Annotated in this window: 9 protein-coding genes; 8 read left to right on the top strand and 1 reads right to left on the bottom strand. The window is 51.8% G+C overall.

What is annotated here, in order from left to right; translation table 11 throughout:
• The first annotated feature begins 23 nt into the window (after positions 1–23).
• The 8 genes from leuD (at position 24) to M3194_RS09140 (ending at position 13,298) form a co-directional block, all read left to right on the top strand.
• Complete coding sequence (leuD, locus tag M3194_RS09105; RefSeq protein ID WP_251653090.1) at positions 24–623, top strand: 3-isopropylmalate dehydratase small subunit; 600 nt, start codon at positions 24–26, stop codon at positions 621–623.
• A 249-nt stretch (positions 624–872) separates the two neighbouring features.
• The gene (locus M3194_RS09110) at positions 873–2,285 is read left to right on the top strand and encodes an N-acetylmuramoyl-L-alanine amidase family protein (protein WP_251653091.1); all 1,413 of its coding nucleotides are present in this window, start codon (positions 873–875) and stop codon (positions 2,283–2,285) included.
• 122 nt (positions 2,286–2,407) lie between these two features.
• Positions 2,408–3,010, top strand: a complete 603-nt coding sequence (locus M3194_RS09115) for a GerMN domain-containing protein (protein WP_251653092.1) — start codon at positions 2,408–2,410, stop codon at positions 3,008–3,010.
• Positions 3,011–3,041: 31 nt separating this feature from the next.
• Entirely contained in the window at positions 3,042–5,528 is a 2,487-nt protein-coding gene (locus M3194_RS09120; protein WP_251653093.1) for an S-layer homology domain-containing protein, read from the top strand.
• A gap of 175 nt (positions 5,529–5,703) precedes the next feature.
• Positions 5,704–6,405, top strand: coding sequence for an endonuclease III (gene nth / locus M3194_RS09125; RefSeq protein WP_251653094.1), 702 nt, complete (start codon positions 5,704–5,706; stop codon positions 6,403–6,405).
• Between the two features lie 5 nt (positions 6,406–6,410).
• Positions 6,411–6,680, top strand: a complete 270-nt coding sequence (locus M3194_RS09130) for an NAD/NADP transhydrogenase alpha subunit (RefSeq protein ID WP_251653095.1) — start codon at positions 6,411–6,413, stop codon at positions 6,678–6,680.
• A 3-nt stretch (positions 6,681–6,683) separates the two neighbouring features.
• Positions 6,684–10,358, top strand: coding sequence for a dynamin family protein (locus M3194_RS09135; RefSeq protein WP_251653096.1), 3,675 nt, complete (start codon positions 6,684–6,686; stop codon positions 10,356–10,358).
• A 369-nt stretch (positions 10,359–10,727) separates the two neighbouring features.
• Positions 10,728–13,298: a rhamnogalacturonan lyase gene (locus tag M3194_RS09140; protein ID WP_251653097.1), complete on the top strand. Its 2,571-nt coding sequence runs from the start codon at positions 10,728–10,730 to the stop codon at positions 13,296–13,298.
• Between the two features lie 37 nt (positions 13,299–13,335).
• Here M3194_RS09140 and M3194_RS09145 read toward each other — a convergent pair whose 3' ends face one another.
• Positions 13,336–13,839: a hypothetical protein gene (locus M3194_RS09145; RefSeq protein WP_251653098.1), complete on the bottom strand. Its 504-nt coding sequence runs from the start codon at positions 13,837–13,839 to the stop codon at positions 13,336–13,338.
• Between the last annotated feature and the right edge of the window lie 41 nt (positions 13,840–13,880).

Consider the following 13,880-nt stretch of genomic DNA (forward strand, 5'->3'; position numbering starts at 1 on the left):
TGTGAGAGAGGGGTATTACCGATATGGAACCATTTAAAAAACTGACGGGCATCGTTGCCCCGGTCGACCGCGTAAACGTCGACACGGACGCTATCATCCCTAAACAATTCTTGAAACGCATTGAGCGCAGCGGCTTTGGCCAATTCTTGTTCTATGAATGGCGTTTCCACAGAAACGGCGAGGTAAACACGGAGTTTGAACCAAACAAACCGCGTTACGAAGGCGCTTCTGTCCTGATCTCCCGTGCCAACTTTGGCTGCGGCTCTTCCCGTGAGCATGCGCCTTGGGCAATTCTCGACTATGGCTTCAAAGTGGTTATCGCTCCGTCGTATGCAGACATTTTCTACAACAACTGCTTCCAAAACGGCATCCTGCCAATTAAGCTGAGCGAAGAGCAAGTCGAAGACCTGTTCCAACGCACGGCGAAGCATGACGGCTACAAGTTAACAGTTGATCTGGAAAACAAAAAACTGACTGACGAATACGGTCTTGATCTTGCGTTTGATCTTGATGAGCACCGCCGTCAATTCTTGCTTCTCGGACTGGACAATATCGGTCTGACGCTGCAGCATCAAGACGAGATTACAGCATACGAACAAAAGCGTCCTGCCTATTTGGGTTAATAGATAGCGTAAACGGCTGCTCCGTTCTTGGGAGCAGCATGCGTTTCGCAGGAGAAATATAAGCCTCGGTATAAAGAAAATTTATACTTTCTTATATTCGGAAGGAGGGCAGCTCTTCAATAGAAGAAGAGTTGCCCTCTTTTTTCCTCTGCACGCAACTTTTTCTGACAAAATGCGTCTAATAATTCGTCTAGCAAAGTCGAATGATCTCACATTCGATGCAGGCAATTTCAGTCATCGAGGTGGAAAATGAAGAAGAAGTTTGTACCTATTTTGTTGTTTATGGCGGTTCTGTTTACTTTGTTCTCCGGAGTGGGACAAGCTGCATCAACGCCAGTCGTCCCGAAGCTTTACCTGAACGATCAATTGCTTAAGCCGTATGATGATCCCCAGATCGTGAACAACTATACGCTTGTTCCGATTAGGGTTGTATCGGAGAATATGGGCTACGAGGTCAATTGGTCGGCATCAACGAAGACAGTCACCATACATAACGGGCAGAACGAAATCATACTTACAATCGACAACAACATTGCGCTGGTCAATAACCAGCAAGTGCAAATGGACATGTCTGCCAAGCTTCAAAAAGGCAGAACGACCATGATTCCCGTTCGGTTCGTAAGTGAGCAGCTAGGATTAACCGTGAAATGGGAACAAACCTCGCAATCGGTATTTTTGTACAACGCAGCTCCCGAAGATCCTTCAACAAATCCTGTAGAGACAAGCACAATTACGTCCATACAGTATGACAGCAATTTCGGCATAATTATCAATTATGAAGGTAAGATGGGAACCCTTAAGCCGTTCAAGCTTGACAGTCCAAAGCGTATTGTCATTGACTTCCCGAACACGGTTTACTCGGATGTGCTGTCTTCCCAGTTCATGGGTGCGGAAACGCGGATTCCCGTAACGGATAATCCGTATATCTCCATGTTCCGCTACTCGGTATTTTCTACGAATCCGGCTACTGCTAGACTAGTGCTTGATTTGAATACGGATACAGATGCAGACACGGCGATTCAGGATAATGGAGCAGGGGTATTAACCATTGGGCTCACTGATCCTGCAACAACGCCGCCTGGCGACCCGACGCCTCCGCCGGTAACCACCGATCCGGGGACTAAGGTCTATAACGTTGTTATTGATGCCGGACATGGCGGAACCGATCCGGGCGCGAAGAGCATTAACGGACGTTGGGAGAAAGAAGTCAATCTTAGTCTGTCGCTTAAAGTAAAAGCTTTGCTGGACAAGGAAAAGTATATCAAGCCGCTGCTCAGCAGACCGGAAGATAAATTTGTAACGCTTGCAGACCGCGTAACGTTCGCCAAGAACAATAAAGCGGATATTTTCATTTCCATTCACGCGAACAGCAACCCTACTTCGAGCGTAACGGGAACGGAAACCTATTACACCCGCGATAGCAGCAAAGCGCTTGCCAATATCGTTCATAAGCATCTGGTGAAAGGCACGGGGCTGAAAGACCGCGGAGTGAAATACGGAAACCTGCATGTAACGAGAGAAACAACGATGCCTGCCATTCTGCTCGAAACCGGATTTTTGTCCAACAAAGGCGATTCCGACGTTCTGTACAGCGATGCTGCGCAAAACAAGATGGCAGCAGAAATCGTGGCTGGAATCAAGGAGTACCTGAAACTTTCTTAAATTCTAAGAGAATCAGAACTTATGTCTTAAAAATAGGGCATAGAATTCACCGGAATGATACACGCTCTGCCGTCTAAGTACGGCTAAGGCGGTTTCACCTTAAGAAAGCGAGGAATTCGATCGTGAGAAAACCGGCATTCATCATTCTATTATTTGTCATTCTACTTACTGCAGCAGCATGCGGAAACACGAATAAGCCGGATGGTCAGTCCGGAAGCGAGGGAAGCGGCAATGCCCCTTCTCCAAGCCCGTCGATAGAGACGGTTGCTACAGAGGAACCATCGCAGACTCCAACCCCAACAGACGAACCAACTATGGGGGCGGAACCTGTAAATCCCATTAAAATTTACTATGCGAATACGGAGCTCGAGAAGCTGATCACGAAAGAAGTTAAGGTAGAGTTTGATTCCGGTGAAGATCTGATCAAGAAGGCTTTGGACGCCTTGAAGCAGGACGGACCAGACGGAACGGTATCCTTGTGGAAGCCTATTCCAATCAAATCCGTTACGCTTAAGGATAACGCCGTGACTATCGACATCGAGCTGCCGGACGCTGCGCGTCTTGGCGCACCGGGAGAGCAGATGCTGCTTGATTCCCTTGGGCAGACGCTGTTCCAGTTCGATTTCGTGCAGTCCTATGATCTTCTGGTGGACGGACAAGCCCTCGAGAGCCTGATGGGGCACTTCGATCTTGATCATCCAACGGTTCGCCCTACATCGAAATAATGAAATAATGAATTGAGGAGGATATTCATCTATGCCAAAGCACTCATCCCGTTCCAAACTACTTGCCGGCGCCTTAGCTTTCTCCTTGCTTGCCGGTGGCACCTCTATTGTTGTTCCAGCCCCGTCTGCTTTTGCGGCAGCTGTAACGAACAGTCCGTTCGCCGATTCTATCCCGGCATGGGCTCAGAAGCATGTTACAAAGCTGGCTCTGCAAGGAATTATTAATGGTTACAAAACCTCCAGCGGTAAGACGGAATTTCGTCCGCTAAACAGCGTTTCTCAAGAAGAAGCGGTTGTTATGGCCCTTCGTTTTGCCGGACTGGCCGATGAAGTCAAGCCGGATGATATTATCGCTTACCCGGAATCCTTCAAAGTAAGCAATTTCGCGAAGCCTTATATTATTGTGGCTTTCAAGAATGGTCTCCTTGATCAGAACGATGAATACGCAAACGCGGCTGCAAACTCGAAACAGGCTTGGGGTACAACGCCAGCGACGAGAGAATGGGTAACAAAGCTGCTTGTGAAAGCAATCGAAAAGAAAGATTTAGCGGTTGAACTCGGCAAGACGCCTTCAACCTTTGCTGATGGCAGCCAGATTACGCCTAAATATCTGGGTTACGTCAACGCGGCAGTATCCCTCGAACTGGTGAAAGGCGTATCCGCAACAAAGTTTGATCCGAAGGCTCCGGTTAACCGGGCAAGCCTTGCAACCTTGTTCAGCCGTGCAGAGAAGCAGTACGAAGTGCCGTACGCTGGACAGGTAAGCGGTATCGTTACCTCTCAAACTGCTACGTCGATTACCCTTTACAGCGGAGGGAAAGAGACGGCTTACACGCTGGACGCTAATTCGTTGTTCTATAAGGCAGACAGCGACAATGCGATTACAGCCGGCGATATCAAGCTCTATACGGATGTTGCGCTTATCAGCAGCTCGGGCAAGGCCCAGTATGTTGAAGCACAAGGTACCGAGCAGCATGTCAAAACGACGACAGCGAAGCTGGACCGCGTGAATGCAACGGACCGCTACTTCTATGCTTGGGTGAATGACGAGCCAGTAAAATTCACCTATGGCAGCGCGGTAACGATAAAAGACAGCACCGGCAAGACCTTGCAGATTTCAGATCTGAAGCGTGATGCGAATCTGACGATTGTTCAAGATACCTTCCGCAGCGCACCTCAAGTGGTATCCATTACAGCAGAGGTACAAACGGGCGCTAATACGGTTACCGGACAATTCTATTCAGCGGGCAGCGGCTTGATTAACTATATGGTTGACGGCAGTCTGCAGTCCAAGTTCTTGGCTGATAACGTGACAGTTGTCATTAACGGTATCGAAGCACCTACGGTGAGCGATCTCCTGAAGGATGTCGATAATATCAAGCTCACTTTGAATGATGAGCAGAAAGTTACGCGTATCGAAGTCGTTAACCGCAATGTTTCGACGATCGAATCCGCGACGGTTGTTAACTATAGCGGCGACAACAAGCTGCTCACGGTATTTGATCCCGCCACTTCCAATGCCAATGCATTGTTCCTGACGGACTCAACCAAAATCGATTACAGCGGATCGTCCATTACCGTGAGCCAAGCAAGGGCTTATCTGGTTGCGAATCGCAAGGTTAAAATCACGTATTCGGGCAATCGGATTGTTTCTTTGAGCTTTATCTACAAACAGACGGGCACGCTTGTTTCGGTAAACACATCAGACAAGCTGCTGTCCGTTAAGCTGGACTCCGGCGAGAAGGTAAGTATTCCTTATGTATCTCCGCTTCTTCAGATTCCGGGCGTAGCCTCTCCCGTGATCGGAAGTCTGCAGGCTGGCGATACCGTTACGGTCTTGCTGGATTCGAATCAGGAGAAAGCGGCAACGATTCAGGTGCACAAAACGCTGCAGTATCAGGTTGTCTCGGCAAATACGTCGACCAAGCTTGTGACGGTAAAATCGGCGGATAACTCGCAAAGAGAGATTTCGCTTGTGAATGTTCCAATCACGGACGAGAATGGCAATTCGATTACGATCAGCGCTTTGACAAGCGGCACGATCATTAATGTCCCTTACATCGGCAGCAACATTCTTTCCGTGAAGACGATTAACATGAAATATGGCACGGTTTCCGCCGTTTCTTCCAGCAGTCTTAACGTCACGGAACCAAACGGCACGACGTCAACGGTATCGCTCTCCAAAGGCGTTAAGGTGATCAAAGGTACCCAGACGACTTATTCGTCCTCGGCGATTGCTTCAGGCGATATTGTCCAGGTCTATAAGGACGAGAACGAACAGACGATTGTAACCGTTGCGGTAGGCGATAAGCGCACGTACTGGAAGTATGACGCACCAAACGCAACCTTGTGGACGTATAAGAATACTTCGGAGGATAACGGTAACTTCGCCTATATTACTTCGGATACCAAAATCTTGTACAACAACGCTTCTATTCAAATCAGCGCCCTGAAGGATGGGGATACTATCACTGTATATGCCTTCAATAACAAAGCGCTGAAAATCGTAAAATCGTAAGACTGCTGTGAAATATTTGGGATATTTTAAGCAGATTACAGGCTAATTTCTTATATTTTGTGAAAAAACCGCCCAAATGGGCGGTTTTTTCTGTATTTACGGCCGAATAAGGTTGCTTCTCGTGACAAATTTCGCTACACTTTGAACGATAGTGTTTGGGATTAGGAGAGAGACGATGAATGCGAAGCAGAAGATGCGACATATATTGGATACGTTGGCGGAGATGTTCCCGGATGCACATTGTGAATTGCATCACAGCAACCCGTTCGAACTGACCATCGCCGTCCTGCTGTCGGCACAATGTACGGACGAGACAGTGAACAAAGTAACTGTCAATCTGTTTCAGAAATATAGACGGCCGGAGGACTACTTGGCTGTGCCGCTGGAAGAGCTGGAGCAGGATATTCGCCGTATCGGACTATTCCGCAGCAAGGCATCTAATATTCAAAAGCTATGCCGCATCCTAATCGATAAATACGAAGGGGAAGTTCCTTCGAGGCATGAGCAGCTTACCGAGCTGCCCGGCGTGGGCCGCAAGACCGCTAATGTAGTCGTTTCGAATGCGTTTGGCGTTCCTGCTATAGCCGTAGATACGCATGTGGAGCGGGTATCGAAACGGCTTGGCGTGGCTAAGCTGGATGATACCGTACTGGAAGTTGAAAAGAAGCTGATGAAGCTTGTGCCCCGTGAGGAATGGACGCTCACCCATCACCGGCTTATTTTTTTCGGCCGCTATCATTGCAAAGCTCAAAACCCGCAATGTCCGATTTGCCCGCTGCTTGATCTATGCAAGGAAGGCAAACAGCGTATGAAGCCGGGTGGACAAACGAAGACTAAAATTAAGGCAACCAAACCGAAAAAAGCCAATGAAGGATGATGACAATGAAATGCATTTCCGTGTATACAAACAATTTTGAACTGTTCTCCGATATTTTTGAACAGGTTCTCGAATCACCTCCGCAAGAAAACGAGGATATTCTGGTAGAAGGCGTAACGGTAAGCGGCTCCGGCGACGTGCCTGACCAATACATCGAGCGCATGCGCCAAAAGCCCGAAGTGGTTGTGATGAAAGAGAAAGAGCGCAACATTATGATTTTGCAGCATGGTAACGTATTTGAAATTTGCCTGCCTGCCGAAGAGGAAGCTGTATAGAACATGATGGAAACGACAGTACGAGGCATGACGGATGCATTGTCCCATGCCGCAGCAGAGATGCAGGCGGCTGGTGACGGTCTGCACGCGAAGCAAGTATTGGAGCTCTACAGTAAGCTGGCCGAAGGCCGGCTTACTGTTGCATTTTGCGGGCATTTTTCAGCAGGGAAATCAACGTTGGTCAACCGGCTATGCGGGGCGCAGCTGCTTCCTTCCAGCCCGATTCCTACAAGTGCCAATGTAGTGGCTATTCGCGGCGGAGAGACGGCTAAGGCAAGCGTTGTCAGCATGAATAACGGAGAGCATATGAGCGTGGATATTCCGCTCGAACAGCTGGATGCGTATTGCAAGGACGGCGATAATATCGAGTCTGTCTCCATTTATTATCCTACGGAACGTCTTGGCAATCATACGGTTCTTCTTGATACTCCCGGTATTGACTCTACGGATGATGCCCACCGAATGTCGACCGAGTCGGCGCTCCATTTGGCGGATGTTGTTTTTTATGTCATGGATTATAACCATGTCCAATCCGAGATTAACTTTGCGTTTGCGAAGCAATTGAAGGACTGGGGTAAGCCCTTATACTTTATCGTAAATCAGATTGATAAGCACCGTGATCGTGAATTATCGTTCGAGCAGTACCGGAAGAGCGTAGAAGAAGCGTTTCAAGCCTGGCATTTGGAGCCGGCGGGAATCGTTTATTTGTCGTTGCGCCAGCCGGATCATCCGAACCAGGAATGGGATCAGCTGGAGCTTCTGCTGACCAAGCTTGCCGAAGAAAGAGTACCTCTCGCGGCTTACAGCGTGGATGCCTCGCTGCGGCATCTTGTAGCCGAGCATCAGAAGTGGTGGGATATGCGAGATGAGCCGGAGCGCGAACGGCTTATCGCGGAGGCCGGCGGCGAAGAAGCCGCGGCCAAGGTGAAGGAAGAGATGGCGCAGCTGGATGCGAAGAAAAGCCGGCTTGCCGAGGAACCGGAGCGAGTGCGGGTAGAACTCAGGCGGAGCGTTCAGTCTCTGCTGGATAATGCGATTATTACGCCTGCTCCACTGCGTGACAAAGCGCATGTCTTCCTGGAAAGCCGGAAGCCTGGATTCAAGACGGGGCTTCTGTTCTCCGGAGCAAAAACAGCTGCCGAACAAGAGCGCAGACTGGATGTATTCCGGACGGAATTTGCTTCCCAGGTCAATGCGGCAATTGATTGGCATGTGAAGGATCTGCTGCGCCGTGCGGCAGAGCAGGCCGGATATCCGGCTGACCGGATGGAGCAGGAGCTGACAGCCGGTCTGACATGGCAGCCAGAGACTGAGTGGCTGGTGGAGAAAGTAAATACCGGGGCAACCTTCGGTAATGAATATACGATGGTGTACAGCCGCGAGCTGGCTGCGGAAGTGAAGTTGATCTACCGCAAGCACGCGTTCGAGATTATCGACGTGCTTGTAGAGCATGCTGCCGCTGCGAGCAAAACCGCGGCAGACGCTGTGCAGGCGCAGCTGGACGCGCTGGGCGAGCAAGCCGGCGCTCTGGCCCAGCTCGCGGCGCTGGCACAGCGAGCTGCGGCGCACGCGGCCCAGCTGGCCGCTGCGCTGCCGCCGCGTGCGCCGCGCCCGGCGCTGCCGGCGCCTCGCGCCGCGCATGCGGCCGCGGCTAGCGCAGCAGCTGCGCCTAGGGGCAGCGCCGCAAGCGCCGGCGCGCCCGCGCAGCCTCGCGCCGCGGGCGCCCGCGCAGCCGCGCCGCAGGCCGGCGCCGCGCTAGCCGGCGGCGCAGCGCTCGCGCAGCAGCATGGCGCTGCCACGCGGCTTGAGCGCGCTGCCGCGCTGCTCGCGCCTTACGCGCCGCTGACCGCCAGCGCGGACGCTATGCGCGACAAAGCCAACCGGCTGCGGGACAGCCGCTTCACAATCGCGCTGTTCGGAGCCTTCAGCGCGGGCAAATCCTCGCTCGCCAACGCCTTGCTCGGCGAGCCTGTGCTTCCGGTGTCGCCGAATCCGACGACCGCGGCGATCAACCGTCTCGTGCCGCCGACGGCTGAGCACGAGCATGGCACAGCCCTTGTCGTCATGAAATCCCGTGACGCCATTATCGAAGATTTGCGCTATTCGCTCGCGCTGCTTGGCGAAGACGCTTCCGAGTCCGCATTGCCGAATGCGTCTGCGATTATGCTTGCCATCGACATGTTAACGCCGGATGCGATCCATTCGGGCGGACGCCCGCATTACAGCTTCCTTCGGGCGGCACGCAAGGGGTGGGAAGCGCATGAAGCGCTGCTTGGCACGCAAATCTCCGTCTCGCAGGATGAATACGAGAAGTTTGTAGCCGAGGAATCCCGTTCCTGCTTCGTCAGCGAGATTGAACTTCATTACGATTGCCCTCTGACGCGTCAAGGCATCGTGCTTGTCGATACGCCGGGGGCGGATTCTGTGAACGCCCGCCATACGGGCGTAGCCTTCAACTATATCAAGAACGCGGACGCTGTCCTGTTCGTGACCTATTATAACCATGCCTTCTCGCAAGCCGACCGTCAGTTCTTGATGCAGCTTGGCCGCGTGAAGGATCAATTTGAGCTTGATAAAATGTTCTTCCTCGTCAACGCGGCCGATCTGGCTGCGGATAATGAGGAACTCGAGGGCGTATTGAGCCATGTCGAGACGAATCTGCTTCAGCATGGCATCCGTAATCCCCGTTTGTTCCCGGTATCCAGTCTGCAAGGCTTGGATGCGAAGGCAGACGGCAACATGGAGCTGCTTGCGCAGTCGGGAATCGAGGCCTTTGAGCAGTCCTTCCTGGGCTTCGTGCAGAACGATCTTGGCAAGCTGGCTATCGATGCCGCGGAACAGGAGATTACAAGAGCTTCGTCTACTGTAGCGGGCTGGCTGAAAAGCGCTGCGGGGGATGCCGCGTCGCGTCTCGCGGAAAGCGAGCGTCTTGGCAAGCTTCAGGTTGAAGCGAATGCATCCATCGGTGCCTTCCAGGACAATGATCCGCCTGCGCAAATGCTCCAGGAGCTGAACGAGCTGCTGTATTACGTTGTACAGCGGATTCAGCTTCGCTTCGGGGAGTTTTACAATTATGCGTTTAACCCGTCAACGCTGCAGGATGACGGCCGCGATCTGCGCAAAATGATCTGGACCGCATGGCTTGAGCTTCAGCGCCAGGTACAGACTGAGCTGTCGCAGGAGCTGCAGGCCACGACTCTTCGGATGGACCGCAAGGTGAACAGCCTCTTGAAGAAGCTGTACACCGCTCTGACTGAACGGCTGGAATCCTTGATTGACGGATACAGCAGTGCAGCATACTCCGCCAAGGATCTGCCGACGCCGGATGCCGTATCGGAATGGAGAATGTCCGGCGTGGATGCCAAATGGTTGTGGAGCCGTTTCAAATCCCCTCGCCACTTCTTCGAAGGCGACGGAAAGGCAGCGCTGCGCAAGGAGCTGGAGACTGCCATCTCGCCGGCTCTGCAGGTCTGGATGAATGAGCATATCGACAGCTGGTCGGGCTTGTATACGGGGCTGTGGAGACAATCTGCGAAGGAAACGGGCAAAGCTCTGGCCGATGATTTATCCCGTTATGTCGTAGGCATGCAGACATCGTTGTCCGACGAAGCGGATACGGAGCAGCTAAGCAGACTGCAAGAGCAGATTATGGAGCTTCAATCGTCAGCGACCGCATAAGGTTTATTGCATTTATCGTGTATGTGCCCACAACGGCTTTAAGAAGCCGTTGTGGGTTTTTTATTACAGCGAACTGGTTCCAAGGACTTTCGATCGTCTGCTGCGAAGGAACTATGCTTTTCGGAAAACAATCCTTCCGTAGAGGGATGCCCGCCAAATGAAGGAGGAACAAACCTTGGACGTCACCTCCTGAAGTCGGTTTTTTGAAGAAAAAGCACGGTTATTTGTATGGGAAATGTCCCCTTCTTAACTATAATGAAGATGTTGATTTCCAGTTTTTATCTTTTATAGGAAGAAAGGAGGGCTTACGTTTCATTCGATTTTGTAAGCGTATCCAAACCTTTGTATTTATTCGGGAGGAATAAGTTAATGACAAAGCGTACAAAAAACGGGAAAGCCATTCGTACCATGATGGCTGGCGTTCTGGCCTTATCGCTCACGATGACGGGATCTGCATGGGCTTCGCCCGCGGAGCAGGCTTCCGTCAGTCAGACGGAAGGGAGCAAAGGAAGCGTGCAATTGGAATACTTGGACCGGGGGCTTGTGGCTGCATCGACGTCGCAGGGCGTTTTTGTCAGCTGGAGGCTGTTGTCTTACGAGGTTACGGGGAGTACGGAGAATGGTCTCACTGGGCCGGCGTTTAACGTCTATAGAGACGGGGTGAAAATCGCAACCGTCACGAACAGCACGAACTATTTGGATCCGGCGGGAACTACGGCCTCCAAGTATTACGTCGCTGCCGTAACGCAAGGGAAGGAGACGGATCAAAGCGCTGCCGTCCAGCCATGGGCACAAGCTTACTATGATCTGATGCTGAACAAGCCTGCCGACGGGGTAACGCCAAAGGGCGAGGCGTATACTTATTCCGCTAACGATATGAGCGTGGGGGATGTAGACGGAGATGGCCGATATGAGTTTTTCGTCAAATGGGAGCCCTCCAATTCGAAGGACGTATCACAAAGGGGCTATACAGGCAAAACCTATATCGACTGCTACACGTTTGAAGGCAAGCTGCTGTACCGGATCGATCTGGGCGTAAATATTCGCTCCGGAGCCCATTATACGCAGTTTCTGGTCTACGATTTTGACGGAGACGGCAAATCGGAGATGATGTTCAAGACGGCTCCCGGCACGAAAATATTGAAATACGGAGCGGACGGCAAGGTTCTCTCGGAAAAATATATTACGATGCCCAAAGCGGATATTCAGGCAGGTTACAGCAATGAAGACGATTACCGCCTGAGCGCACAAGGCTATTATGATCATGTAGTGAACATGTTTATGGGCTGGAGCGACCGGGAAGAGGTGAAGAACGGAAGCTGGCCGAAGACGCTGGAAGAAGCTTTCGGGATTGTGCCGAAGTACAGCTACCCGCTGTCGCTTGCGGATGCCCGCAGCCTGACCGACTATTTCATGGATGTGTACGCGCCAAGCCGCAGCGTTAATAACAAGCTGCGCGAGTTTGAAGGCTTTATCGTGGACGGGCCCGAATATCTCACCGTATTCGAAGGAGAGACGGGCAAAGAGCTGGAGACTATTCCTTTCAAGACAGCCCGCGAGGATGACGGTCTGTTATGGGGCGACTATGCCATGGGCCGGATCGAGCCTGCTAACCGGGTAGACCGTTTCCTTGCCGGTGTGGCTTATCTGGACGGCCAAAATCCTTACGCCGTATTTGCCAGAGGTTATTATACGAGGTCTACTCTTGTCTCCTATGCTTGGGATGGCCACCATCTGAAGGAGAACTGGTATGTGGACAGCGGCTGGACGCCAATGACCAATCCGTTTAACGACGGACCGCATGGCCGGGACGGTACGGATCCGCAGTTCGGCACGCTGACTACGCAAGGAGCGCATTCGTTAAGTGCGGCCGATGTAGACGGCGACGGCAAACAGGAGATTGTATACGGCTCCGCAACGATTGATCATGACGGAAGTTTGCTTTACAGCTCCATGGATGTGATGCCTCCTCAAAGCGCAACTCCTGGCGTGACGGCAAGGCTTGGACATGGCGATGCCTTGCACGTAACGGATATTGATCCGAACCGGCCGGGCCTTGAGATCTTCATGGTTCACGAGGGCGGCACTTATGCGCCTTACGGATATTCCTTGCGCGATGCCAAGACCGGAAAAGTTCTGTACGGCGGATACACCGGCAAGGATACGGGGCGGGGGATGGTTGGCGATGTTGATCCGGCGAATCCTGGTCTTGAAACGTGGGCGGTTGGCCTCTGGTCGGCAGACGGTCAAAAGCTGGGAAATACGGCGCCCGGCACGAATATGAGCATCAAATGGGCAGGAGACATGACGACGCAAATCGTAAACGGCGCCGTTGATGTTACGCCTACGATTGACGACTGGAAACGAGGCAATCTTCTGAGGGCAGCGGGTACGCTGACGAATAACTACACGAAAGGCAACCCTTCTCTGGTGGCGGACATTTTTGGCGACTGGCGCGAAGAGCTGCTTGTACGTACAGCTGACAGCAGCGCAATCCGTATCTACGTAAGCACCGAGCTGACGGACCGCAAGCTGTATACGCTCATGCATGATCCGCAGTATAGAGCCGAAGTTGCCCGTCAGAATACGGCCTACAATCAGCCTTCGTATACAAGCTTCTATTTTGCTTCGGATACGAATTTTAAGAATGTCCCGGTTCCTCATGCCACGCTCCCGGGGCTCTTGGGCAATCTGCAAAACAAGCTGGACGGCTACATTGAAGATGGTAGCGTAAGCGGTGCAATCGCCAGTCAGCTGACCAACTCCTTGAAGCAGGCGCAGCACCATTATGACAAAGGCTCACTGGACAAAGCGTCTGATTTTATCGGCAAATTCTTATCCCAGCTGGAGAAGCGTTCCGGTAAAGACAAGGTATCGGAGGCGGCGGCCAAAAATCTGGCCTCCCAGGCGAAGCTTCTGCTCTCGCAATGGTCTAAATAATATCGCAAAAAAAACGGCATCCCTTACGAGGTGCCGTTTAATCATATCCGCCTACAGCCGCAGGGAGCGCTTTATAGTTGTCTTTGCTTTCAACAAGATGCCAGATATAAGCTCTCAACTCCTTCAACTGCTCGGCATCCTTCGTCATATCGCAATATTCGTTTGTCCATGCTAACGATTTCGTTTCGCCGTTGACGGTAACCTTCCAGCTGTCTATGTTGCTGGGAGTCTGCGAACAGCTTTTCTGGACCGGGAATTGCTTCTCTCCCATGATATTTATGCCTTTCATTTTGTTATAAATCGTTTGAAGTTCATCATCGCTGAAAGTCAGATCCGCCGTGGCGGTTCCCTTCGTAATAAGATCCTTCGTTACGGTGTCATTATAGGTGTTTATTTCATTTTTGTTTATATCCCCGTACCCGAAGCTGACCGAGAAATTGAAATCCTCCGGCATCCGTTCGGGCATCTGAATCTCTTTCTCCTGGCTGCACCCCGCTAGAAACAGGAAGGCAACGCTTATCACGACAAGGATCCGGATCATATCATTCCCCCTTGCATGGTTAACGTGTTCCAGGCGGAAAT

It is taken from the genome of Paenibacillus glycanilyticus (assembly GCF_023715145.1).
GTDB lineage: Bacteria > Bacillota > Bacilli > Paenibacillales > Paenibacillaceae > Pristimantibacillus > Pristimantibacillus glycanilyticus_A.